Genomic DNA, 22058 nt, shown 5'->3' with positions numbered 1-22058 from the left:
GCCTCCGCGGCGACCGTGCGCCTGCGTCCTAGGCTCGACCGGCAGGCCGCGGCCGACAGGATCCGGAGGAGCGCCGATGACCGGGGCAGACGCACCCGCCGACGGGCCGCCCGGCCGGGAGCCCGTCCTGCTGCTCACCGGCGCCCGGCTCGCCGACGGCCGGGTGGTGGACGTCCGGATCGCCGGCGAGCGCATCCTGGCGGTGGGCACCCCGGGCGGCCTCGGTCCGCTGCCGCCGGCCTCAGGGGCGGCGGACGGCAGCGGCGGGACGCGGATCGACCTCACCGGCTACCTGCTGCTGCCCGCCCCGGCCGAGCCGCACGCCCACTACGACACCGCCTTCTCCGCGGCGCTGCCCGGCCCGCCGCCGGACGGCCCGCCGGAGCTCGTCCGCCGGGTCACCGAGGCCGCGCTCACCGCACTCGCCTACGGCGCCACCGCCCAGCGCACCCACGTCCGGATCGGCGACGTGCACGGGCTCGGCCGGCTGGAGGCGGTGCTGACCGCGGCGCAGGCGCTGCGCGGCCTGACCGACCTCCAGGCGGTCGCCATGCCCCGGCTGCTCACCGGCCGGGCCGGCGCGGACGGCCGGGCGCAGCTGCGCGAGGCGCTCCGACTGGGCGCCGCGGCGGTGGGCGGTTGCCCGGAGGCCGACCCCGACCCGGTCGGGTACGTGCAGGTGCTGCTGGAGGCCGCCCGCGAGGCGGACCTCCCCGTCGACCTGCACTGTTCGGGCGCCGACCCGGGCCGGCTCGCCCGGATGACGGGTGTGCTGGCGCCGCTCCGGCCGAGGGTGACACTGGGTCCGTGCGACGCGCTGGCCCCGGGCGCGTCCACCGTGCTGGCGAGCGCGGGCGTCCGGGTGGTCTGCCTGCCGCAGTCCGGCGGCTGCGCCGGCGGCGAGCGCCCTCCCGGCGGTCTGCGGCCCTCCGTGGTGCGCGAGTTGACGCAGGCCCGGGTGCCTCTGGCGGCGGGCAGCGGGGCGCTGCGCGATCTCGCGGCGCCGGTCGGGCGGGCCGATCCGCTGGAGGCCGCCTTCCTGCTGGCGTCCTCGGGGGCGCTCGGCCCGGAGGACGCGTACGACGCGGTCGCCGGCCGGGCGCGGGCCGTGCTGGGGCTGCCGCCCGTCCGGGTGGACGCGGGTTTCCCGGCCGAGCTGCTGGCGGTGCGCGGCGACGACCTGGCCGGGGTGCTGGCGGGCGGGCACAGCCGGCTGGTGGTGCACCGCGGCCGGGTGGTGTCCCGCACCAGCGCCGTCCGGGAGTTCGCCGACACCGTGGCCCTGGCCCTGCCCCGGCAGCCCCTCCCGGAGGACTGACCCGCCGGAGCCGGACGCCGGGCACGCAGCGCGGGCGGACCGTCCCCCGTGGCCGGCCCGCCCGCGCTGCTCCCCCGTGGCCCCGTGCGCTCACCCCCGGGCGCGGCTCCCCCGTGCCGCGCTCCGCGGGTGAGCTCCCGTCAGCGGCCCCAGGCCGAGAACTGGACGCTCGCGTTGTTGCCCGAGCCGCCGCTCCGCGAGACGTAGAACTTCAGGTCCGTGCCCGAGGAGTCGTACGAGTTGGAGCCCGCGTACGGGTCGTTCCAGTGCACCCGCACCAGGCGGCCGTTCAGCACCGGGTCGGCGCAGTTCTCCGAGAAGAACCGGGCGTAGCCCTCGGTGCCGGTGGCGAAGCCGTTCGACTCGGAAGCCCAGCTGCCCGTGCCCTGGTCGTAGATCCGGACGGGCGGCTGCGCCGTCCAGATGCCGTGGCTGAGGCCCCACTCCTCGCGGGTGAGGGTGCAGCCCGTCCAGTTGCTGAACGACACGTTGACGCTGCGGGCGGCCGAGGCCAGTGCCGGCGCCTCGGCCGCCTTCGCGCCCTTCGCCGTCCTCGCCGTGTCGGCGGCGGAGGCCGAGCCGGCCGCGCCGAGCGACAACGCCCCGGCGGCGGCCAGCGCGAGTGCGGCTGTTCCGATCCTGCGTGCGGTTCCCATCGTGATTCCCCCGTACGGTCCGGCCCCGGGACTTCCCCGCGGCCCGGCAACCACTCTGCGCTCGACGGATAAACACCGGATCGGCAACGGCTGAGCGCACCGTCGACGCCGGGACGTCGTTCCTCACCGACGGGACGCGGACCCGGCTCACGGCCGAGGACCGCGCCCGGGGCCCGAGGTGGCGGCCGGGGTGCTCGCGGCACTGGCCCGTTCGCCGCGCGCCTTCGCCGCGTCGTTCGGCGACATGGCCCCGCCCCTGCAGTTCCAGAGCGAGCCGTACCGGCGGCTGCTCACACCGGCGCTGCTCTGGCGGGTCGACGCCCGCTGAACCCCGCCGGCCGTGCTGACGCCACGCGGCCCGCGGCCCGGACCGGGCGTCACCTCCGGGCGCCTCCTGGGTTGCCGGGCGGTCGGGACCGTGTGGTGATTGCTGACGGAAACGAATCGGGCTGCGGCGGCCCACGTGCGGCGACGGTCGGCTGGAGGTCAGGGATGGCGAAGCAGGCGGCTCCGGCGGCAGGGGGACGGAGGGCCGCAGCGAAGATCGTCTTCGCGCTGGGGCTGGTGCTCTTCGCACAGGCCCTGCTCGCCCTGTGCCTCGTCAGTGCCCAGCAGCTGCTCGTTCCGCGGAACATGCCCTTCGGCGTGACCGGGCCTCCCTCGCCCGTGGTCGCCGCGGTGGCATCGCGGACGGGGCTCGACCTGGCCGGCTATCCGAGCGCCTCCGCCGTCACGGACGCGGCCGATCGGGGCGAGCTGTACGGCGCGTACGTCAGCGGCGGTGCCAGTGACACGCTGATCGTGGTTCCGTCGAAGAGCTTCTTCGCCCAGACCGAGCTGGAGCCGGCGTTCCTCGACGCGGCCCACAAGCTGGGCCGGCCGGTGACCGTGCAGACGGTCAAGCCGCTCGCCTCCACCGACCCGGTCGGCGCAGTGACGTCGCTGTTGCTGCTGCCACTGCTGATCGGCGGTTACCTGGCCGCGGTGCTGGTCTACAAGGCTGCCCACGGCGTCGCCGCCGCACCGTGGCGCGCAGCCATCCTGATCGGATACGCGCTGGTGGGCGCGCTGCTGACCGACCTGATCGCCGGCCTGGGGATCGGCGCGTACTCCAGCAGCCACTTCTGGCCGCTGCTGCCGTGCTTCTGGCTCGTCACCTCGGCCGTGGCGCTGAGCGCCGCCGCGATGCAGGCCCTGGTCGGGAAGATGGGCACGCTGCTGGTGGCGGTGCTCTTCATCGTCATCGGCGGACCGCCCGCGGGCGGGCTGGGCACCTACCTGCTGCCGGTCTACTGGCGCAACATCGGCGTGGTCCTGCCACCGCAGAGCGCGGTCACCCTGATCAACCACGTGCTCTACTTCGGCGGGAGCGACATCTCCACCCCGCTGGTCGTCCTGTTCCTCTACGCCGCGGCCGGAACGGCCGTCATCGGCTGGTACGGCCGGATCAGACCGGCCCGGGCGGCCGCCCGCGCCGCCGGCGCGACGGCTCCGGCCGCCGCCGCGGCGCCCCCTCCCGACCGCCGGCGCGCCGTGATCGGAATGCTCGCGGCGCTGGGCATCTGCGCGGTCATGCAGTGCCTGTTCGCGACCAACTACATGAGCGCCTCGCACGCCCCCAAGGCCACCGACCTGCCGTTCGGCGTGGTCGGCACCTCGCCCGTCCTGCCCGCGGCCCAGAAGACCATCTCCCTGAAGGTCACCCAGTACCCGAACGAGGCGGCGGCCAAGACGGCGATCGACGAGGCCCGGATCTTCGGCGCGCTGGTCTCCTCCGGCACCTCGAACACCCTGATCGTGGTGCCGTCCATGAGCGACCTCGCGCCGCTCGACCTCGCGGTGAAGTTCGAGGAGGCCGCGAAGGCCACCGGCCAGAAGGTGGCCCTGCAGCAGTACGCGCCGACGCCGCTCGCGGCCAAGGACCCGTTCGGCCTGGTCCAGGGGCTCATGCTGGTGCCGCTGCTCATCGGCGGCTACATGAGCTCGACCCTGCTCATGGCCGCCACCGGCAGGGCGGCGGGCCGCTGGCGGGCCGCCCAGCTCGCCGGGTTCGCCGTCGTGAGCGGCCTCGTCATCGACCTGATCGTCTGCTACTGGCTGCAGGGGTTCCCCAGCCACAAGTTCTGGATCACCTGGCCGATCTGCTCGTTGATCGTCGCCGTGGTCGCCTTCGTCGCCGCGATCCTGCAGAAGCTGCTCGGGCCCGTGGGCACCCTGGTGACGGTCGTCGTGATGATCCTCTTCGGCAACCCGTCCTCCGGCGGCGCGTCCGGCGTGCCGTACCTGCCCGCCTTCTGGCGCGACATCGGCCCCTACCTGCCGCCGCGCAACGGCTACATCCTGCTGCACCACACGATCTACTTCGACGGCCACGGGACCGGCCAGGCACTGACCACCCTGCTCGTCTACCTGGGCGTCGCCGCCGCCGTCCTCATCGCGCTCGACCTGCGCCGCCCCGAAGCCGCCGTACCCGTCGACGCCACCGAGGCCGCAGCCATGTCCGTCCCCATCGGCGCCACCCCCTGAGCAGAGACGGCCCGACACGACGAAACAGCCCCCGACCTGCGTTTCCGCAGATCAGGGGCTGTTTTCTATCCTGTGGCTGGTGCAGGGTTCGAACCTGCGTAGCTTGCGCGACAGATTTACAGTCTGCTCCCTTTGGCCGCTCGGGCAACCAGCCAGGATGGTGTCCCCCGGGGCGCTGCCCCGTTCGACGCGGTAAACAATACCTGATGGATGGGGGTGGTTCGCCACTCGGTTGCCGGGGGCGCGATCACGGGTCGGCCGCGGCGGACGGGGGCAGCGCGGGGCCGCGCTGGATAGGCTTGGGCGGTGCCCGCGCCGTACGGCCGGGCAGTGACCGTGCAGCCAGTACCCAAGGAGACCAACACCCATGGCCGACTCCAGTTTCGACATCGTCTCGAAGGTCGAGTGGCAGGAGGTCGACAACGCGATCAACCAGACCTCCCGCGAGATCGCCACGCGCTTCGACTTCAAGGGCGTCGGCGGCGAGATCAGCCGGTCGGGCGACAAGATCGAGATGAAGGCCAACGGCGAGGAGCGGGTCAAGGCGATCCTGGACGTCCTCCAGAGCAAGTTCATCAAGCGCGGGCTCTCGCTGAAGGCCCTGGACGCCGCCGACCCCCAGCTGTCCGGCAAGGAGTACAAGATCTTCGCGGACGTCAAGGAGGGCATCACCACCGACGACGCCAAGAAGGTCGCCAAGATCATCCGCGATGAGGGCCCGAAGGGCGTCAAGGCGCAGGTCCAGGGCGACGAGCTGCGGGTCAGCTCGAAGAGCCGTGACGACCTGCAGGCCGTCCAGGCGCTGCTCAAGGGCAAGGACCTCGACTTCGCGATCCAGTTCGTGAACTACCGCTAGTCGTTCCGGCCCGGGAGGGTGCATCGGGGCGGAGTGCCGGAAACGGCCCCCGCCGCCCTCGATGCGCCCTCCCGCCGCATGTGCGCCGGGTGTTGAGCGCCGCCGGCGACCGGTCGGGTCGGCCGCCGCCCGGCCGTCCCGCGCCACCCGGAGCGCTCCGCCCGGGCGCAGGACCGGGCGACTCGCCGCTACCGCCACCACAGCGGAACCGGCCATGCCGCCGATGCGAACGAGCCAATCGGATCGCCGTCGAACGACCCTTGGGGTGCAAGGGGATAGCGTCGCCTGCGTCTGCCGCCCGGCCTGGGCGAGGGCCCGGTGCGGGACGTTGCGGCAGTCGAGGGGGGATCGTGATGCGTTCATCGCTCAGGCATGCGCTGGCTGCGGGTTTCACCGCGTGCCTGCTCGCGGCGGCCTGCGTCGGCACTGCCCAGGCGGCGCCCTCGGACGGCCGGACGGCCGGGGCGGCACAGCCGGCACCGGCCGTACAGGCGTCGAAGCACGTGCCGCCGGCCGGCGCGACGGTCGTCAGGATGACGGTCCGCGGCGTTGACCGGAAGGTCGCGGAGTCGCACGGCTTCGAGGTGGTGACCGGCCCGGCCGGCCGCGAGCGCGTGGTACCGACCGCTTCGGCGACCAACCCGGACGGCAGCCCCTACCGGGCGAAGGCCGGCGTCGGAGCGGCGGCGGTGAGTCCGCACAACGTCGTCGAGGGGGACTGCGGCGACGCCTACCTGTGGATCCACCCGGTCGGCGGTTTCGTCTCCGAGATCGAGACCGGCTTCGACCTCAACACGGGTGCGGTCGCCTACCACTGGCAGGTCAACAGGTCCGACAAGTACGGCTCGGACTCGCACTCGTGGGGTGGCGGCCTGGGGGTGGACACGTCCTGGCGCGGCGAGTGGGACGTGCGGAGCGGTGGTGTGACCTGGGAGACCGCGGGCGTCACCCCCTCCAGCGACGCGCTGCTGTGGGACGGCGAGATCTGCTCCAGCGGCGGTCCCAGCGACCGCGACTACGTCGTCTGATCGGAGGATGACCGCATGACAGCGATGTCGGGCGCGCCGTGGTCGGTGTCCCTGGACTACTCGCACGACGCGGCGTTCGCGCTGGCGATCCGCGACGCGCTCGGCATCGCCGGCCCACCGGGGTTGCCTCCGGTGGCGCCTCCACCGGAGCTGGCCGTCGACCCGGCCGCCCCGGCCGACGGAGCCGGCGCGGCGTGGCGGCACTGGTGGGACCGCGCCCTGCCGCCGACCGGGCAGGACGGACCCGGCTCCCCCGTCCTGCCGGATGCTCCGCTGGACCGTGTCGTCACGGAGAACTTCGCCGCCCTGCAGGCGTGGAGCGCCGCCCGCAAACGTGAGGTCGCCCGCGCCACCAGCCCCGGTCGCGCCGTTCCCCGGATCCGGGACTTCCTGCGCGAGCACGAGCGGGCCACCGGTGTCCGGCTGGCCGGGTTCCGGCTCGACGTGACCGCGCTCCCCGTCGCGGGCTCCGTCTTCCTGCCGCTCGGCGGGCACCGGATCGCCGTCAGCGTCGTGCTGCTGTCCGACCGGGCGGAGTACCTCAGGCGCATCCTCGCGCACGTCGGCCCCTGACCGGGAGCCGCAGCCCCGGAGCAGCCTCCGGCCGGGCGGGTCAGCCGCGGACCCAGTCGGCCGAGTGCCGCTGCGCCCCGAGCCCGACGGCGTCGAACTCGTCGAAGCGCCCCTCCGGCACGGTCGCGCCGAGCCGGCGCAGCGCCTGCGAGATGGGGGTGCCGTCGGCGGACCGCGGCTCGTCCTCCTCGATGCGCAGCGGTCCGAGGTCGATCCGGCCGTGCAGCCAGACGGCTGCCTGCTGGGTGCCGGCGCCGCCGAAGAAGTCGGCCTCGACGTAGGCGATCGGGCCGGCCTGCGACCAGGCCTCCAGTCTGCGGCCGAATCCGGCGGGGAAGCGGGTGAAGCCCGGCTCGGCACGGTCGCCGGGGACGTTCAGGACGCCGTGCAGCCGCTCGGTCATCGGGATCAGCGCCAGGCCCTGCGCCAGTCGCGCGACCTGCGCGACCGGCACTTCGGCCGCCACCACGTCGAGCAGGTCGGCGGTGGCGAGCAGAGCGTTGAGTTCGTATGACATTCCGTCATTCTGCGCTGCTCAGCGCCGCCGGGTCAGCCGAATATTCGAACTGACTATCCATCGGTCAGGATGGGGGCATGACGAGTCCCTTCCGCCGTCCGACGGCCGAGGAGCTGGCGGCCGCGCACGACGCGACGATCCCTGACGTGGCGGCTCCCGGGCTGCGGGTGCTGTTCTGCGGGATCAACCCGGGCCTGTGGTCCGGCGCCACGGGCCGGCACTTCGCGCGGCCGGGCAACCGCTTCTGGCCCGCGCTGCACCGCTCGGGGTTCACCCCGCGGCAGTTGCGTCCCGACGAGCAGGACGAGCTGCTCGGGTACGGCCTCGGCATCACCAACGTGGTGGCGCGCACCACGGCCCGGGCGGACGAGCTGACCGCGGACGAGTACCGGACGGGCGGGGCCGCCCTGGTCGAGCGGGTCGGGCGACTGCGGCCCGAGGTCCTGGCGGTGCTCGGCATCGGCGCCTACCGGGCCGCGTTCGGGCGGCCGAAGGCCCGGGTCGGGCCGCAGCCGGAGGGCATCGGCGCGACCGCGGTCTGGGTGCTGCCCAACCCGAGCGGGCTCAACGCGCACTACACGCCGGACGGCATCGCCGCCGAGTTCCGTCGGCTGCGCGAGGCCGTCGAGGCGGATCAGGAAGGCGAGCGGGACGGCCGCTGAACGGCCGCCAGCCCGGTCGGCAGCGGCGCCGATCGCAGCTCGCGGACGAGTGCGCGGACGGCCGCGGTGCGGGCGAGCGCGGGAGTGGTGACGTACCCGATCCGGCGGCTCGGCGGTCTCGGGCCGAGGTCGGTGACGGCGAGGCCGGGCGGGGCGCCGAGCAGGCTGAGTCCGGGTACTACGGCCATCCCGACGCCCTGGGCGACCAGGGAGAGCACCACGGTGTCGTCCTCGACCCGGATCGTGGCGGGCGGCAGCCAGTCCTGCTCGGACCACCAGCTCCTGGTGTAGGAGCTGCAGTTCTCGTCCCAGTCGACCAGCGGGAGCTCCTTGGGCCGGGTGTGGCCGACCGGGTGGACGAGGGCGTAGGACTCCTCGAAGAGCGGCACCACGACGAGGCCGGGTGGGGGTCCGGCCTCGGGGTCGACGGTGGCGATGCCGAGGTCGGCCCGGCCGTCCGCGACCTCGCCTGCCGTGCCGGGCCCCAGCTCCCGCACGATCCGCACCTGCGGGGCCAGCCCCGGGTGCCGGGCGGTGACCCGGGCGATCACGGCGGGCAGCAGCAGCTGGGCGGCCGCCCCCGACGGCGTCGACGTCTAACTTCGACAACGTCGGCGGCGACCACCTGGAGGGGGCGATCGAGGTGCTCCGCGACCACGGGCGGATCGCCTGGTGCGGCGCCGTCGCCCAGTACAACAGCGCCGAGCCGCCCGCCGCGCCGCGCAACCTGTACGACGTCGTCGGCAAGAGCCTGCGGCTGGAGGGCTTCCTCGTCCGCAACCACCTGGCGGTGCGCGACGAGCTGTACGGGTTCCTGGTGCCCCACCTGCGAAGCGGCCTGGTCCGGTCGGACGAGACCGTGGTGGACGGCTTCGACCGGATCGTGGACGCCTTCCTCGGCATGCTGCGGGGCGAGACCGTCGGCAAGGCGCTCGTCCGGGTGTGAGCGCCGCCCGGCCGGTCAGTCCGCGGTGACGGGGGCGGGTTCGCCCGCGGTCAGGTGCAGCAGTTCGCGGTAGGTCAGCGGGAGGACGGTGTGCGGGTGGCCGGCGGCCGCCCAGAGCACCGGGTGGGCCTCCAGTGCGGTGTCGACGACGGTGCGCAGCGGCGCCGGGTGGCCGACCGGGGCGACGCCGCCGATCGCCTGCCCGGTGGCCTCGCGGACCTGCTGCGCGCCGGCCCGGGTGATCGGCCCGGTGCCCAGGCGCTCGGCGAGGAAGGCGGTGTCCACCCGGTGCGCGCCGCTGGTCATCACCAGCAGCGGGGCGCCGTCGCAGACGAAGACCAGGCTGTTGGCGATCGCGCCGACCTCGCAGCCGAGGGCGGCCGCGGCCTCGGTGGCCGTCCGTGCCGAGTCCGGCAGGACCCGGATCGCGGCGCCGACACCGGCGGCGGCGAGGGCCTCGGCGACCGGACGGCTGCGCTCGGGCAGACCGGAGGGGTCGGCGGCCGGGTCGGTGGACGGTGTCGCGGTCATGGGACTCCTCGCTCGGGGGCGGCGCCGATCCGTACTGGGCGCCAGCCTGCTCCGCGGGCGGGCGGGTTGTCCAACCGTTTCAGGGGCGGCGGCGGGCCCGGGCGAGGATGCGCAGCGGGGCGAGGAGGCCGTAGCCGATGTCGCGGCGGAGGGCGCCGGCGCCGGCCCGTTCGACGGCGGTGAGCTGGTGGGCCATCAGGTCGGTCATGGTGCGGCCGACGGCCCGCAGACCGGGGTCGGCGTGGTCGACGACGTCCGCGGAGGCGTCCAGGGCGCGGCGGGCCCGGGCGCACTGGTCGGCGAGCAGGGCGCGGACGGCGGCGGTGTCGCGGGCCGCCCGCAGGTCCTCGGGGGTGACGCCGTGCTCGACGAGGCGTTCGCGGGGGATGCAGAGCCGTCCGGCGGCGAGGTCGCCGGCCAGGTCGGCGAGGAAGTCGACCCGCTGGGCGGCGTCGACGAACCGGCGCCAGGCCCGGGTCTGCTCCCCGTCGGGGCCGCCGGCGTACTGCAGGCCGGTGAAGACCAGGATGCCGGGCAGGGCGTAGGCGTCGAGGTAGTCCTGGTAGTCCTGCTCGGTGCCGAAGCCGGTGAAGGCGGCCTCGGCGGTGGCCGCTCCGGCGAGGAAGCCGTGCACCCAGTGCTCGGGGAGTCCGCGGGTGCGGACGGCGTGCGCGTAGGCCCGCAGCACCGGGTCGGTGCTGCGGGCGGGGGTGTCGAGCGCCTCGGCGGTGCGCTCGGCGAGGTCCTTGAGGCCGTCGGCCCGTTCCCGGGCGGTGCCGTTCTCGGCGGTGTCGTCGACGAGGTTCATGAAGGCGAGCCCGGCGGCCAGGTAGGGCACCAGGGGCGGGGCGGCGAGCAGCCGCAGCGCCAGGTAGGGGGCCTGCTCGCGGCGCAGGACGCGCCGGGCGGCGGCCGTGTAGTCGGCACGCAGCGGCGCCTCGGTGACGGCGGCGGCGGTCAGGGTGGCGCGCCAGCTGGGCACGGCTCTCCTCGGCGGCGGGGCGTGGGGACCGGCCCACCGTAGCGCGTGCCGTGCGCCGCCCCGGCCTCCCGGTGCCGGGGCGTCAGGTCCGGGCGGGCGCCCGGGCCTTTGGCCGCGACCCGGGGCCGGGGCCGGGGCTCACCAGCCGGCGAAGCGCTCGTCGGTGCTGACGACCTCGCGGCCGAGCGGCGCGAGCGAGATCGGGATCATCTTGAGGTTCGCCCAGCCGAACGGGATGCCGATGATCGACAGGAAGAGCGGGATGCTGGTCACGAAGTGGGCGATGGCCAGCCACCAGCCGGCGAAGATCAGCCAGATCACGTTGCCGACGCAGGAGGCGGGACCGGCGTCGGGGTTGTCCACCGTCGTGCGGCCGAACGGCCACAGCACGTAGCCGGCGAGCCGGAAGGACGCGATGCCGAACGGGATCGTGATGATCAGGATGAAGCAGATGATCCCGGCCACCGCGTAGCCGATCGCCATCCAGAGGCCGCAGAACAGCAGCCACAGGACGTTGAGGATGAGCTCGATCACCTTCATACCGTCCAGCCTGGCATGCGCCGGGCCGGGCGGCCATCGAGACGTCCGCGATCCGCCCGGGCAAGCCGCTTTACCTTTTTATTACTATAGGACGGCCGATTCCGCATCCTGGCACCGCGCCCCGCGCGGCAGTCCGCGCTGCGCGCTGCCCGGATCCGCTGACGAGAGGACAGACGCCATGCCCGTTCCCCGAGTCCGGACGACCAGCCTGCCCGGTGTGGGCATCCAGTACGACCTGACGACCCGAGAACACCGGCACCTCTCCGTCATCGCCCACCGCGACGGCACCCGCAGCCTCAACGTCTACCGCGCCGACGACCCCGACGCCTGCGCGCAGGCCCTGCACCTGACGGCGGACGAGTCGACCGCCCTGGTCGACGCGCTGATGCCCGCCCACCACAGCCCCGGCGTGCTGCACACCACCGACCTCGGGCTGGTCGCCGAACGCATCCCGCTCGGCGGCACCTCGTACTGGAACGGCCGGCTGCTCGGCGACACCAGGATGCGCACGGCCACCGGCGTCTCCATCGTCGCGGTGCTCCGCCGCACCGGCGCGGTGCCCTCCCCCGGCCCGGACTTCCGGCTGGCAGGCGGGGACACCCTCATCGTCATCGGCACCCGCGAGGGCGTGGACGCCGCCGCCGCGATCCTGGGACGGGAGTGATCGGGTGCACACCGCCACCGTCTTCATCGAACTCGGCACCGTCGTCCTCGTCCTCGGCCTGCTCGGCCGGCTCGCGAGCCGGTACGGGCAGTCCCCGATACCCCTCTACCTCCTCGGCGGCCTGGCCTTCGGCCACGGCGGGCTGCTGCCGCTCAGCTCCAGCGAGGAGTTCGTCGCGACCGGCGCCGAGATCGGCGTCGTCCTGCTGCTGCTCATGCTCGGCCTGGAGTACACCGCCGCCGACCTGGTGACCAACCTCAAGCAGCAGTACCCGGCCGGCGCCGTCGACTTCGCGTTCAACGCGCTGCCGGGCGCGGCCGCCGGACTGCTGCTCGGCTGGGGTCCGGTGGCCGCCGTGGTGCTGGCCGGCGTCACCTGGATCTCCTCCTCCGGAGTGATCGCCAAGGTGCTCGGCGACCTCGGCCGGCTCGGCAACCGGGAGACCCCGGTGATCCTCAGCGTCCTGGTGCTGGAGGACCTGTCGATGGCCCTCTACCTGCCGATCCTCACCGCCCTGCTGGCCGGCGCCGGACTGCTCGCCGGCAGCATCACCCTGGCGATCGCCCTCGCCACGGCCGGCGCGGTGCTCTTCGTCGCACTCCGCTACGGCCGGGTGATCTCGAAGTTCGTCTCGCACGACGACCCGGAGAAGCTGCTGCTGGTGGTCTTCGGCCTCACCCTGCTGGTGGCCGGCATCGCCCAGAAGCTGCAGGTGTCGGCTGCGGTCGGCGCCTTCCTGGTCGGCATCGCCCTCTCCGGCGAGGCCGCCGAGGGTGCGCACACGCTGCTCAGCCCGCTGCGGGACCTCTTCGCGGCGGTCTTCTTCGTCTTCTTCGGCCTGAGCACCGACCCGACCTCGATCCCGCCGGTGCTGCTGCCCGCACTGGCCCTCGCGCTCGTCACCGCGCTCACGAAGATCGCCACGGGGTACTGGGCCGCCCGCCGGGCCGGCATCGGACCGCGGGGACGCTGGCGGACGGGCGGAGCGCTGGTCGCCCGCGGCGAGTTCTCCATCGTCATCGCCGGGCTGGCGGTCACCGCCGGCATCGAACCGGACCTCGGCCCGCTGGCCACCGCCTACGTGCTCATCCTGGTGATCGTCGGCCCGCTGGCGGCCCGCTGGACGGAGCCCGCGGCCGGACGCCTGGCCGCACTGCGCACCCGCCGGTGGATGCCGGTCCGGCAACGCGGTGCGGCGCAGCCGGCACCGGACGAGGAAGCGGTGGAGCCCGTGCAGTCCTGACGTACGGTCACCGTGGCGGGTCGGTCCCGTACGGTTCGCCGCATCCGGATTGCGCAGTTCTCCCCAGCCTTCGGCCGGGAGGTGCCTCACGCGCCCCTGGGGGGTGCGCCCAGACCTGCCTGGGGCGCCCTCCGGCTTCGAGTCCGTCAGCCGAGGGCCTTGGGGGGTTCGGTCGGGTGGGGGATCTCGGGGGTGTCCGGGGCTTCGGCGAGGAGGGTGCTGAGGCGGTCGCGGAGGCGGCCGGAGGCGGCCCGCAGGCGTTCGGCGCGGTCGGCGCGGGTCCCGGTCGGCTCCACGGGGACGACCGGGACGCCGTGGGCCTTCGCGGTGGCCACCAGGCTGTCGGCGGCGGCCGGCAGGGCGGCGAGCGCGGTGGCGGCGAACAGGCCGCCGCCGAGCTGCCGCGGCCGCCCGAGCAGTCCGCGGTGGACGATCTCGCAGGGCAGCAGCCGCTCCTCGCGGCCGGCGGCCTCGGCCGCCTCCGCGGCCGCCATCACCAGGGTGAGCAGGCCCTCGGCGGCGCGGGCGACGACCCACTTGCGGCCGGGCACCGGCGGCAGGAACTCCCTGATCCGGTCGACCTCCTTGTCGAGGACGACGTCGGGCAGCAGGTCGAGCGTGGAGTGCAGGCGCAGTTCCTGCACCTTCGTCCAGGGGACGTCCTCGCCGTCGAAGCCGACCTTCTCCGGGCCGAAGGCGACCTGGCCGAGCCCGTCCAGCTGGTGGAGCAGCCAGACCGCCGGTCCGGGGACGCGCGGGTGGCGGCCGATCAGGGCGGCGATCGACACCTCCCAGTCCTCGGTGGCCGGTGCCTCGGGCGGCGGCAGGGTGGCGAGCGCCCGCCGGACCCAGTCGCCCTCGCCGACGACGTTGCGGGCCTTGGCCCGGCCGGTCCGCGCGGCCGTGCCGAGCGCCGTGCCGGCCCGGCGGCCGAATTCCTGCGCGCCGTCGCGCACCCCCATGTCCCGCTCCCCCTCGGCCGGATGACGTCCTGTCCAGTCTGCCCGAACGTCAGGGACCGGGACGCTCCGGTGGGGCGGGTCGGCCGTCCGCGGCCCGGGCGCTCTCCGCGGCGCGGGCGAGCAGTACGCCGCGCTCGCGGGCGTTGCGGGTGAGGCCGGCGGCGCGGGTGAACTCGGCGGCGGCCTCGCCGTGCCGGCCGAGCCTGGCCAGCAGGTCGCCGCGGACGCCGGGCAGCAGGTGGTAGCCGCGCAGGGCGGGTTCGTCGGCGAGTTCGTCGGCCAGGTCGAGGCCGGTCTGCGGGCCGAAGGCCATGCCGAGCGCGACGGCCCGGTTGAGGTCGACCACCGGTGAGGGGCTGCGGGTGGCGAGGGCGGTGTAGAGGGCGGCGATCCGCACCCAGTCGGTCTGTCCGGCGGTGCCGGCCCGGGCGTGGCAGGCGGCGATGGCGGCCTGCAGGGCGTACGGGCCGGGCGGGGTGCCCTGCTCGGCGGCGAGGGCCTCGGCACGGTCGTGGGCGGCGAGGCCGCGGTGGATCAGCAGCCGGTCCCAGCGGCTGCGGTCCTGGTCGAGCAGCAGAACCGGCTCACCGCCCGGGCCGGTGCGGGCGGGGGTGCGGGAGGCCTGGATCTCCATCAGGGCGATCAGGCCGTGCACCTCGGGTTCGCGGGGCATCAGGCCGGTGAGCACGCGGCCGAGCCGCATCGCCTCCTCGCAGAGGGCGGGCCGCATCCAGTCGTCGCCGGCGGTGGCGGCGTAGCCCTCGTTGAAGACGAGGTAGACGACTTCGAGCACCGAGGCGAGCCGCGGGGCGAGTTCCTCGCCCTCCGGCACCTCGAAGGGGACTTCGGCCTTGGCGAGGGTGCGCTTGGCACGGACGATCCGCTGGGCGACGGTGGCCTCGGCGGTGAGGAAGGCGCGGGCGATCTCCTCGGTGGACAGGCCGCCGAGCAGCCGCAGGGTGAGGGCGACCCGGGCCTCGGTGGAGAGCACCGGGTGGCAGGCGGTGAAGACCAGCCGGAGCAGGTCGTCCTCGATCTCGTCGGCGAGGACGGCCTGCTCCGGCTGCGGGCCCTGCGGCGGGTCGGTCTCCAGGTCGTGGCCGACGAGGCGGAGCTTCTCGGCGAGCCCGGCCTCGCGGCGGATCCGGTCGACGGCGCGGCGGCGGGCGGTGACGGTGAGCCAGGCGCCCGGGTTGTCGGGCACGCCGGCCTCGGGCCACTGTTCCAGGGCGGCGACCAGCGCGTCCTGGGCGGCCTCCTCGGCGAGGCCGACGTCGCGGACCAGCCGGGCCAGGCCGGCGATGATCCTGGCCGATTCGATCCGCCAGACCGCTTCGACGGTGCGGTGGGTGTCGGGTGCCGTCACAGCTCCCCATCACAGCAGTCCGGGGCCGCCCGCGGCCAGCGCGGCGCGGCCCCGGACGGGCCGGGACGGGGTCAGCCGGTGATCGGCTTCTGGTGCTCGTCGCGCCAGGCCTGCTCCTTGGCGGCGTCCTCCGGGTTGAGGATCTCGGCCGGGAAGTCGGAGGCCTCGAAGACCTTGCGGAGCTCCAGCACCGCGCCGTCCTCGAACGGGGCGCGGCCGGCCCACTCCAGGGCCTCCTCGCGGGAACTGACGTCGAGCACCCAGAAGCCGGCGATGAGTTCCTTGGTCTCGGCGAAGGGCCCGTCGGTGACGGTGGCCTTCCCGCCCTTGAAGGTGAGCCGGGCGCCGTTGGAGCTGGGGTGCAGGCCGTCGGCGGCGAGCATGATGCCGGCCTTGATCAGTTCCTCGTTGAACCGGTTCATCGCGTCCATCGCCTCCTTGGTCGGCATGACGCCGGCCTCGGAGTCCTCGTTGGCCTTGACGATCAGCATGAAGCGCATGGTGGTGCCTTCCTCGGTGTCGGACTCCGCCCGGTGCGGGCCGGGGCGCCGGTCGTTCCGGCTTCCGTCTGTGCGTCGAACGGGACGGGCCCGGATCGACACGGCCGCGGAAATATTTCTGAGGATTCCTCCGCCGGGCCGTCAGCGGTGCTCGCGGCGGGGTTCGACGGCGTTCTGCAGGCGGTCCCACTCGGCGATGTCGGGGTGGTGGAGGTCGAAGGCGGGGCTCTCCGAGCGGATCCGGGGCAGTGCGGCGAAGTTGTGCCGCGGCGGCGGGCAGGAGGTCGCCCACTCCAGCGAGCGGGCGAAGCCCCAGGGGTCGTCCTCGGCGACCTTCTCGCCGTACTTGGCGGTCTTCCAGACGTTGTAGAGGAACGGCAGGATCGACAGGCCGAGCAGGAACGAGCCCACGGTGGAGAGGCTGTTCAGCGCGGTGAAGCCGTCCCCGGCGAGGTAGTCGGCGTAGCGGCGGGGCATGCCCTCGGCACCCAGCCAGTGCTGGACGAGGAAGGTGGTGTGGAAGCCGATGAACAGCGTCCAGAAGCAGATCTTGCCGAGCCGTTCGTCGAGCATCTTGCCGGTCATCTTGGGCCACCAGAAGTGGAAGCCGGCGAACATCGCGAAGACGACGGTGCCGAAGACCACGTAGTGGAAGTGGGCGACGACGAAGTACGAGTCGGAGACCTGGAAGTCGATCGGTGGGGAGGCCAGCAGCACGCCGGTGAGGCCGCCGAACAGGAAGGTGACGAGGAAGCCGATGCTCCAGAGCATCGGGGTCTCGAAGCTGAGCGAGCCGCGCCACATGGTGCCGACCCAGTTGAAGAACTTCACCCCGGTCGGGACGGCGATCAGCAGGGTCATGAACGAGAAGAAGGGCAGCAGCACCTGCCCGGTCACGAACATGTGGTGGGCCCAGACGGTGACCGACAGGCCGGTGATGGCGATGGTGGCCGCGATCAGGCCGGTGTAGCCGAAGATCGGCTTGCGGCTGAAGACCGGGATGACCTCGGTCACGATGCCGAAGAACGGCAGCGCGATGATGTACACCTCGGGGTGCCCGAAGAACCAGAACAGGTGCTGCCAGAGGATCGGGCCGCCGTTGGCCGGGTCGAAGACGTGCGCCCCGAACTTGCGGTCGGCCTCCAGGGCGAACAGCGTGGCGGCCAGCACCGGGAACGCGAAGAGCACCAGGATGCTGGTGAAGAGGACGTTCCAGACGAAGATCGACATCCGGAAGACGGTCATGCCGGGCGCCCGCAGGCAGGCGATGGTGGTGATGAAGTTGACCGCGCCGAGGATGGTGCCGAAGCCGGACAGCGCCAGACCCATGATCCACATGTCGCCGCCGATGCCGGGCGAGTGGACCACGCCGGAGAGCGGCGTGTAGGCGAACCAGCCGAAGTCGGCGGCGCCGTCCGGGGTGAGGAAGCTGCCGACGACGATGATCGAGCCGAGCAGGTAGAGCCAGTAGGCGAGCGCGTTGAGCCGGGGGAAGGCCACGTCCGGGGCGCCGATCTGCAGCGGCATGATCCAGTTGGTGAAGCCGGCGAACAGCGGGGTCGCGAACATCAGCAGCATGATCGTGCCGTGCATGGTGAACAGCTGGTTGTACTGCTCGTTCGACACGATCTGGGTGCCCGGCTGGGCCAGCTCGGCCCGCATCACCAGGGCCATCACGCCGCCGATCAGGAAGAAGGCGAACGAGGTGGTCAGGTAGAGCGTGCCGATCTGCTTGTGGTCGGTGGTGGTCAGCCAGCCCACCAGCTTGCGTCCGCGGCCACCGCGGCGGGCCGAGCCGAAACCGCGGCGGGGCTCACGCGGCGGGGGCCGGTGCTCGGTGTCGGTCGGGAGAATCGTCACTGCACCACTCCTCCGCGCCAGGCCCACCGGCCGTTCAACGGGTAACCGGCCCATCAGTACCAGCCGGGTCCCCGGACGGACGGAGGCGCGCCGGAGCGGTGGACGGAGTCACCCGCTTCGCCCTGGGAGGTCGGGATCACCTCAGGGGCGCGTGGTAACCTCACGCGCCCCTGGTGGCCCTCCCGCCCCCGGGGAGCGGGGTGCCCGAGCCGTCAGCGGCCGGCCATGCGTTCCAGGCGGGCGATGCGTTCGGGCATCGGGGGGTGGGTGGAGAAGAGCTTGGCGCCGACCTCGCCGGGCCGGAACGGGTTGGCGATCATCATGTGGCTGGCCGTCTGCAGCTGGGGCTCGGGCGGCAGCGGCAGGCGCTGGGTGCCGGTCTCCAGCTTGCGCAGTGCGCTGGCGAGGGCGAGCGGGTCGCCGGTGATCCGGGCGCCGTCGGCGTCGGCCTGGTACTCGCGGGAGCGGCTGACGGCCAGCTGGATCAGCGCGGCGGCGATCGGCCCGAGGATCATGATCATCAGCATGCCGACCAGGCCGGGGCCCTCGTCGTCGTCGCTGCGGCCGACCGGGATCAGCCAGGCGAAGTTCACCAGGAACATCACCACCGAGGCGAGTGCGCCGGCGACCGAGGAGATCAGGATGTCCCGGTTGTAGACGTGGCTGAGCTCGTGGCCGATGACGCCGCGCAGCTCGCGCTCGTCGAGCAGCTGCAGGATGCCGTCGGTGCAGCAGACCGCGGCGTTGCGCGGGTTGCGGCCGGTGGCGAAGGCGTTCGGTGCCGGGGTCGGCGAGATGTAGAGCCGGGGCATCGGCTGGCGGGCCGAGGTGGAGAGCTCCCGGACGATCCGGTAGAGCTGCGGGGCCTCGATCTCGCTCACCGGCCGGGCCCGCATCGCCCGCAGGGCGAGCTTGTCGCTGTTCCAGTACGCGTAGGCGTTGGTGGCGATCGCGATGACCAGGGCGACCAGCAGCCCGGTGCGTCCGAAGAAGCTGCCGATCAGCAGGATCAGTGCCGACAGGCCGCCGAGAAGTACGGCCGTCCTCAACCCGTTGTGCTGGCGGTGCACGGCAGGCCCTCCGTGGTGGTGCGACGGGGAGCCCGGTGGCGGCGCCCTCGTGGGAATCAACGGAAGGATGCCGCTCGTTCGTTCCCCGCCGCACGTCGGGCGGGCCGCCCGGGTGCCCCCCGGACGGTCAGAACAGACTGCCCCCGACCACCTGCAGGACCAGCTGCGGAGCGACCGAGAGCACCACCGCGCCGCCCGCGGTGAGCGCCAGCGCGGCCGCCAGCGGACCGGGGGTGCGGACCGCGCGGACCTCGGCCCCGGCCTCCGCCGGGGCGAACAGCCGGGCCGTCCACAGCAGGTAGTAGTAGAGGGCGATCACCACGTTGACCGCCATCACGACGGCCAGCCAGCCCAGCTTCGCGTCGACGGCGGCGCGGAAGACCACGACCTTGCCGAACAGGCCGATCACACCGGGCGGCAGGCCGGCCAGGCAGAGCAGGAAGAAGGCCATCGCGAGGGCGCTCCACCGGCCGCGGGCGAACAGTCCGCGGTGGTCGTCCAGCCGGGTGCCGGCCGTCCTGGCCACCACGGCGGCGACGCCGAACGCGCCCAGGTTGACCACGCCGTAGATCAGCGCGTACGCGACGGTCGCGCCGAGCGGCTGCGGCGAGCCCTGGTAGCCGGCGGCGGCCAGCGGGACGAGCAGGTAGCCGGCCTGGCCGACCGAGGACCAGGCGAGCAGCCGCACCGCGCTGAACGGGGTGTCGCCGCGCTGCCGGACGGCGGCGACGTTGCCGGCCGTCATGGTCAGCGCGGCCAGCACCGCCAGCACCAGGCCCCAGGTGTGCCCGTACGGGTGGAAGGCGATCGTGGTGACCAGGGCGAGCCCGGCCAGGCCCGCCGCCTTGCCGACCACCGAGAGGTAGCCGGCCACCGGGATCGGCGCGGCGGTGTAGGTGTCGGGCAGCCAGAAGTGGAAGGGCACGGCCGCGACCTTGAAGGCGAAGCCGACCAGGGTGAGCACCGCGCCGGCCTCGGCCAGCGGCTTCAGCTGCCCGGGCACGTGGGTCAGGCCGTCGGCGATCGCCACGAGGTGGATCGAGCCGGTCGCGGCGTAGACGAAGCCGACGCCGAGCAGCATCACGGCGGTCGCGGTGACCGAGGAGAGGAAGAACTTCAGCGCGCCCTCGGCGCCGCGGCCGTCCCGGCGCAGCGCGACCAGGGCGAAGGCCGGCAGCGAGGCCACCTCCAGGGCGATGATCAGCGTCGCCAGGTCGCGGGAGGCGGGCAACAGGACGGCGCCGGAGGCGCTGGAGAGCAGCAGGAACCAGTACTCGCCGCCGGGCAGCCGCTCCTCGTCCACGGTGTGCAGGGAGAGCAGGACGGCGATCAGCGCGCCGCCGAGCGCGAGCAGCTGGAAGGCGAGCGCGAAGTGGTCGGCGGTGTAGCTGCACGCCCCGCCGGCCGCCTTCAGGCAGAAGGTGGAGCGGGCGTCGCCGCGCACCAGCGGCAGCATCGACAGCAGGGCCAGCAGCAGGCCCGCGGCCGAGGCCCAGCCCAGGACGCGCTTCTGGCGGGCCGGCAGGAAGAGGTCCGCGACCAGCACGGCGAGTGCGGCGAGCGCCGCGACCAGCGGCGGCGCGACGGCCACCCAGTCGACGGACTGGATGAGGCCGCCGGGGTCGGCGACGGCGAGTGGGTTCATGGCGGGCTGCCCCAGGAGAGGAGATCCGAGCGGGGTGCTGATCACGGCTCAGCCACCCCCGAGCAGGTGCTTGACGGCCGGGTCGGACAGGCTGAGCAGCAGGGCCGGCCAGACGCCGGCGACCAGGGTGAGCGCGGCCAGCGGTGTCCAGCTGGCCGCCTCGTACGCCTTGATGTCGGGCAGCTCGGTGACGAGTGCGGGCTGCTTCGGGTCGCCCATGCAGACCCGGCGGACGACGACCAGCAGGTAGCCGGCGGTCAGCAGGGTGCCGAGGCCGGCCAGCACCATGTAGGTGACGAACGCGGGCCGGGAGAGCCCGGCGGCCGGGTCGAAGGCGCCGAACATGGCGAGCAGCTCGCCCCAGAAGCCGGCCAGGCCGGGCAGGCCGAGGCTGGCGACGGCGGCGAAGGCGAGCAGCGCGCCGATCCGCGGGGCCCGGCCGTACAGGGCGGCGCCGGTGGCGCCGGCCAGGGTGTCCAGGTCGGAGGTGCCGTAGCGGTCCTTGACCGCGCCGACGAGGAAGAAGAGCAGGCCGGTGATCAGGCCGTGGGCGATGTTGCCGAACAGCGCGCCGTTCACCCCGGCGGGGGTGAGCGTGGCGATGCCGAGCAGCACGAAGCCCATGTGGCCGACCGAGGAGTAGGCGATGAGGCGCTTGAGGTCGCCCTTGGCGCCCTGGCGGGCCAGGGCGAGGCAGGCCAGCGAGCCGTAGAGGATGCCGACGGCGGCGAACGCGCCCAGGTAGGGGGCGAAGGTCGCGGCGCCCTCGGGGACGACCGGCAGCAGCACCCGGACGAGGCCGTAGGTGCCCATCTTCAGCAGCACGCCGGCCAGCAGCACCGAGCCGACGGTCGGTGCGGCGGTGTGCGCGTCCGGCAGCCAGCTGTGCAGCGGCCAGGCGGGGGCCTTCACGGCGAGGCCGACCAGGATCGCGAGGGCCGCGACCACCTGGGTGGTGTGGCTCAGTCCGGCGCCGTGGGCGGCGGCCAGCCGGGTCATGTCGAAGGTGCCGGCGTTGAAGCCGATCAGCAGGAAGCCGAGCAGCATCACGGCCGAGCCGAGCAGCGTGTACAGGATGAACCGGTTGGCGGCCGGCACCTTCGCGCCGCTGCCCCAGCGGGCGATCAGGAAGTACATCGGGATCAGCACGACCTCGAACGCCACGAAGAACAGCACCAGGTCGAGCACCGCGAAGGTCGCCAGCATGCCGACCTCCAGCAGGAGCAGCAGGCCGGTGAACGACCGCGCGGAGGGCACGCCCTCGCCGGCGGGCAGCCGGCGGGTGGAGTACAGCGCGCAGAGGAAGGTCAGCAGCGCGGTGAGGACGAGCAGCGGCAGCGAGATGCCGTCCACGCCGAGGTGCAGCCGGACGTCGATCGCCGGGATCCAGCGGACGTTCGTGACGGCCTGCATCACGGCGGGGCGGTCCTGGTCGAAGCCGACCGCCAGGGCCACGGCGAGCGCCAGGGTCGCGCCGGTGACGCCGGTGCCGAACCGCAGGGCGCGGCGGTCGGCGGCGGCGCGGTCGGCCCCGAACGGGACGAGGGTGGCGGCGGCGCCGGCCAGCGGCAGCAGCAGGAGGGCGATGAGGACTGCGTTCATCGGGGGCTCCA

At 73.9% G+C, this 22058-nt stretch carries 22 protein-coding genes, 1 tRNA gene and 1 pseudogene; 10 read left to right on the top strand and 14 right to left on the bottom strand.

Features of this window, described 5'->3' with window-relative positions; translation table 11 throughout:
* The first annotated feature begins 76 nt into the window (after window positions 1-76).
* Complete coding sequence (locus ABZ641_RS02080; protein WP_344621426.1) at window positions 77-1318, top strand: hydrolase; 1242 nt, start codon at window positions 77-79, stop codon at window positions 1316-1318.
* Window positions 1319-1458: 140 nt separating this feature from the next.
* Here the strand turns inward: ABZ641_RS02080 and ABZ641_RS02075 are convergent, their stop codons facing one another.
* Complete coding sequence (locus tag ABZ641_RS02075; RefSeq protein WP_344621425.1) at window positions 1459-1974, bottom strand: aegerolysin family protein; 516 nt, start codon at window positions 1972-1974, stop codon at window positions 1459-1461.
* A gap of 190 nt (window positions 1975-2164) precedes the next feature.
* Between ABZ641_RS02075 and ABZ641_RS02070 the strand changes: the two genes are divergently transcribed.
* Together ABZ641_RS02070 and ABZ641_RS02065 are read left to right on the top strand one after the other, a co-directional pair.
* Complete coding sequence (locus ABZ641_RS02070; protein WP_344621424.1) at window positions 2165-2302, top strand: hypothetical protein; 138 nt, start codon at window positions 2165-2167, stop codon at window positions 2300-2302.
* 164 nt (window positions 2303-2466) lie between these two features.
* Window positions 2467-4500 (top strand): hypothetical protein, encoded by a 2034-nt coding sequence (locus ABZ641_RS02065; RefSeq protein WP_359978457.1) that lies wholly within the window; start codon window positions 2467-2469, stop codon window positions 4498-4500.
* A gap of 73 nt (window positions 4501-4573) precedes the next feature.
* Here ABZ641_RS02065 and ABZ641_RS02060 read toward each other — a convergent pair.
* Window positions 4574-4654: transfer RNA gene (locus tag ABZ641_RS02060), tRNA-Tyr, on the bottom strand.
* A 213-nt stretch (window positions 4655-4867) separates the two neighbouring features.
* Between ABZ641_RS02060 and ABZ641_RS02055 the strand changes: the two genes are divergently transcribed.
* The 3 genes from ABZ641_RS02055 to ABZ641_RS02045 all read left to right on the top strand — a co-directional run bounded on the left by ABZ641_RS02055 (window position 4868) and on the right by ABZ641_RS02045 (window position 6957).
* A complete protein-coding gene (locus ABZ641_RS02055; protein WP_344621422.1) occupies window positions 4868-5356 on the top strand; it encodes a YajQ family cyclic di-GMP-binding protein in 489 nt (162 codons plus the stop codon).
* A 533-nt stretch (window positions 5357-5889) separates the two neighbouring features.
* The gene (locus tag ABZ641_RS02050; RefSeq protein ID WP_359978454.1) at window positions 5890-6384 is read left to right on the top strand and encodes a hypothetical protein; all 495 of its coding nucleotides are present in this window, start codon (window positions 5890-5892) and stop codon (window positions 6382-6384) included.
* Between the two features lie 15 nt (window positions 6385-6399).
* Window positions 6400-6957 (top strand): hypothetical protein, encoded by a 558-nt coding sequence (locus ABZ641_RS02045; RefSeq protein WP_359978451.1) that lies wholly within the window; start codon window positions 6400-6402, stop codon window positions 6955-6957.
* 40 nt (window positions 6958-6997) lie between these two features.
* On the opposite strand, the gene ABZ641_RS02040 is transcribed toward ABZ641_RS02045, so the two are convergent.
* Window positions 6998-7474, bottom strand: coding sequence for a hypothetical protein (locus ABZ641_RS02040; RefSeq protein WP_344621419.1), 477 nt, complete (start codon window positions 7472-7474; stop codon window positions 6998-7000).
* A 77-nt stretch (window positions 7475-7551) separates the two neighbouring features.
* Here ABZ641_RS02040 and mug point away from each other — a divergent pair, with 77 nt between their 5' ends.
* On the top strand, window positions 7552-8136 hold the full coding sequence (gene mug, locus ABZ641_RS02035) for a G/U mismatch-specific DNA glycosylase (RefSeq protein ID WP_344621418.1): 585 nt from the start codon (window positions 7552-7554) through the stop codon (window positions 8134-8136).
* On the opposite strand, the gene ABZ641_RS02030 is transcribed toward mug, so the two are convergent.
* Window positions 8109-8687, bottom strand: a complete 579-nt coding sequence (locus ABZ641_RS02030) for a LysR family transcriptional regulator substrate-binding protein (protein WP_359978447.1) — start codon at window positions 8685-8687, stop codon at window positions 8109-8111. The two genes, mug and ABZ641_RS02030, sit on opposite strands and share 28 nt — an antisense overlap.
* Before the next feature lie 22 nt (window positions 8688-8709).
* Here ABZ641_RS02030 and ABZ641_RS02025 point away from each other — a divergent pair.
* Window positions 8710-9082: pseudogene (locus ABZ641_RS02025) on the top strand (zinc-binding dehydrogenase); the annotation flags it as partial.
* A gap of 15 nt (window positions 9083-9097) precedes the next feature.
* On the opposite strand, the gene ABZ641_RS02020 reads toward ABZ641_RS02025, so the two are convergent.
* The 3 genes from ABZ641_RS02020 to ABZ641_RS02010 all read right to left on the bottom strand — a co-directional run bounded on the left by ABZ641_RS02020 (window position 9098) and on the right by ABZ641_RS02010 (window position 11135).
* Complete coding sequence (locus ABZ641_RS02020) at window positions 9098-9613, bottom strand: YbaK/EbsC family protein (protein WP_359978444.1); 516 nt, start codon at window positions 9611-9613, stop codon at window positions 9098-9100.
* 79 nt (window positions 9614-9692) lie between these two features.
* Window positions 9693-10595, bottom strand: coding sequence for a squalene/phytoene synthase family protein (locus ABZ641_RS02015; protein WP_344621415.1), 903 nt, complete (start codon window positions 10593-10595; stop codon window positions 9693-9695).
* Between the two features lie 138 nt (window positions 10596-10733).
* Entirely contained in the window at window positions 10734-11135 is a 402-nt protein-coding gene (locus ABZ641_RS02010) for a YccF domain-containing protein (protein WP_344621414.1), read from the bottom strand.
* A 178-nt stretch (window positions 11136-11313) separates the two neighbouring features.
* Between ABZ641_RS02010 and ABZ641_RS02005 the strand changes: the two genes are divergently transcribed.
* Window positions 11314-11799, top strand: a complete 486-nt coding sequence (locus tag ABZ641_RS02005) for a TrkA C-terminal domain-containing protein (RefSeq protein ID WP_344621413.1) — start codon at window positions 11314-11316, stop codon at window positions 11797-11799.
* Between the two features lie 4 nt (window positions 11800-11803).
* Window positions 11804-13042 (top strand): cation:proton antiporter, encoded by a 1239-nt coding sequence (locus ABZ641_RS02000; RefSeq protein ID WP_344621412.1) that lies wholly within the window; start codon window positions 11804-11806, stop codon window positions 13040-13042.
* A 146-nt stretch (window positions 13043-13188) separates the two neighbouring features.
* On the opposite strand, the gene ABZ641_RS01995 is transcribed toward ABZ641_RS02000, so the two are convergent.
* The 7 genes from ABZ641_RS01995 to ABZ641_RS01965 all read right to left on the bottom strand — a co-directional run bounded on the left by ABZ641_RS01995 (window position 13189) and on the right by ABZ641_RS01965 (window position 22047).
* Complete coding sequence (locus ABZ641_RS01995) at window positions 13189-14004, bottom strand: hypothetical protein (RefSeq protein WP_344621411.1); 816 nt, start codon at window positions 14002-14004, stop codon at window positions 13189-13191.
* A gap of 49 nt (window positions 14005-14053) precedes the next feature.
* The gene (locus ABZ641_RS01990; RefSeq protein ID WP_344621410.1) at window positions 14054-15370 is read right to left on the bottom strand and encodes an RNA polymerase sigma factor; all 1317 of its coding nucleotides are present in this window, start codon (window positions 15368-15370) and stop codon (window positions 14054-14056) included.
* A 71-nt stretch (window positions 15371-15441) separates the two neighbouring features.
* A complete protein-coding gene (locus ABZ641_RS01985) occupies window positions 15442-15870 on the bottom strand; it encodes a YciI family protein (protein WP_344621409.1) in 429 nt (142 codons plus the stop codon).
* Window positions 15871-16011: 141 nt separating this feature from the next.
* Window positions 16012-17724, bottom strand: a complete 1713-nt coding sequence (ctaD, locus tag ABZ641_RS01980; protein ID WP_344621518.1) for a cytochrome c oxidase subunit I — start codon at window positions 17722-17724, stop codon at window positions 16012-16014.
* 218 nt (window positions 17725-17942) lie between these two features.
* On the bottom strand, window positions 17943-18800 hold the full coding sequence (gene htpX, locus ABZ641_RS01975) for a zinc metalloprotease HtpX (protein WP_344621408.1): 858 nt from the start codon (window positions 18798-18800) through the stop codon (window positions 17943-17945).
* Between the two features lie 127 nt (window positions 18801-18927).
* The gene (locus ABZ641_RS01970) at window positions 18928-20445 is read right to left on the bottom strand and encodes an NADH-quinone oxidoreductase subunit N (protein ID WP_344621407.1); all 1518 of its coding nucleotides are present in this window, start codon (window positions 20443-20445) and stop codon (window positions 18928-18930) included.
* A 48-nt stretch (window positions 20446-20493) separates the two neighbouring features.
* Window positions 20494-22047 carry an NADH-quinone oxidoreductase subunit M gene (locus ABZ641_RS01965; RefSeq protein WP_344621406.1) on the bottom strand — a complete coding sequence of 518 codons (1554 nt, stop codon included), beginning with the start codon at window positions 22045-22047 and terminating at the stop codon, window positions 20494-20496.
* Window positions 22048-22058: the final 11 nt, after the last annotated feature.

It is taken from the genome of Kitasatospora sp. NPDC007106, assembly GCF_040634455.1.
Lineage (GTDB): Bacteria > Actinomycetota > Actinomycetes > Streptomycetales > Streptomycetaceae > Kitasatospora > Kitasatospora arboriphila.
This window is presented reverse-complemented; position numbering and strand designations above follow the sequence as displayed.

Bases quoted from the DNA above. Each gene is read 5' to 3' on its own strand.
- ABZ641_RS02065 (WP_359978457.1), top strand. From the start codon at position 2,467: ATGGCGAAGCAGGCGGCTCCGGCGGCAGGGGGACGGAGGGCCGCAGCG.
- ABZ641_RS02045 (WP_359978451.1), top strand. From the start codon at position 6,400: ATGACAGCGATGTCGGGCGCGCCGTGGTCGGTGTCCCTGGACTACTCG.
- ABZ641_RS02005 (WP_344621413.1), top strand. From the start codon at position 11,314: ATGCCCGTTCCCCGAGTCCGGACGACCAGCCTGCCCGGTGTGGGCATC.
- ABZ641_RS02020 (WP_359978444.1), bottom strand. From the start codon at position 9,613: ATGACCGCGACACCGTCCACCGACCCGGCCGCCGACCCCTCCGGTCTG.
- ABZ641_RS02080 (WP_344621426.1), top strand. From the start codon at position 77: ATGACCGGGGCAGACGCACCCGCCGACGGGCCGCCCGGCCGGGAGCCC.
- ABZ641_RS01970 (WP_344621407.1), bottom strand. From the start codon at position 20,445: ATGAACCCACTCGCCGTCGCCGACCCCGGCGGCCTCATCCAGTCCGTC.
- ABZ641_RS02075 (WP_344621425.1), bottom strand. From the start codon at position 1,974: ATGGGAACCGCACGCAGGATCGGAACAGCCGCACTCGCGCTGGCCGCC.
- ABZ641_RS02040 (WP_344621419.1), bottom strand. From the start codon at position 7,474: ATGTCATACGAACTCAACGCTCTGCTCGCCACCGCCGACCTGCTCGAC.
- ABZ641_RS02010 (WP_344621414.1), bottom strand. From the start codon at position 11,135: ATGAAGGTGATCGAGCTCATCCTCAACGTCCTGTGGCTGCTGTTCTGC.
- ABZ641_RS02050 (WP_359978454.1), top strand. From the start codon at position 5,890: ATGACGGTCCGCGGCGTTGACCGGAAGGTCGCGGAGTCGCACGGCTTC.
- ABZ641_RS01985 (WP_344621409.1), bottom strand. From the start codon at position 15,870: ATGCGCTTCATGCTGATCGTCAAGGCCAACGAGGACTCCGAGGCCGGC.
- ABZ641_RS02055 (WP_344621422.1), top strand. From the start codon at position 4,868: ATGGCCGACTCCAGTTTCGACATCGTCTCGAAGGTCGAGTGGCAGGAG.
- mug (WP_344621418.1), top strand. From the start codon at position 7,552: ATGACGAGTCCCTTCCGCCGTCCGACGGCCGAGGAGCTGGCGGCCGCG.
- ABZ641_RS01995 (WP_344621411.1), bottom strand. From the start codon at position 14,004: ATGGGGGTGCGCGACGGCGCGCAGGAATTCGGCCGCCGGGCCGGCACG.
- ABZ641_RS01965 (WP_344621406.1), bottom strand. From the start codon at position 22,047: ATGAACGCAGTCCTCATCGCCCTCCTGCTGCTGCCGCTGGCCGGCGCC.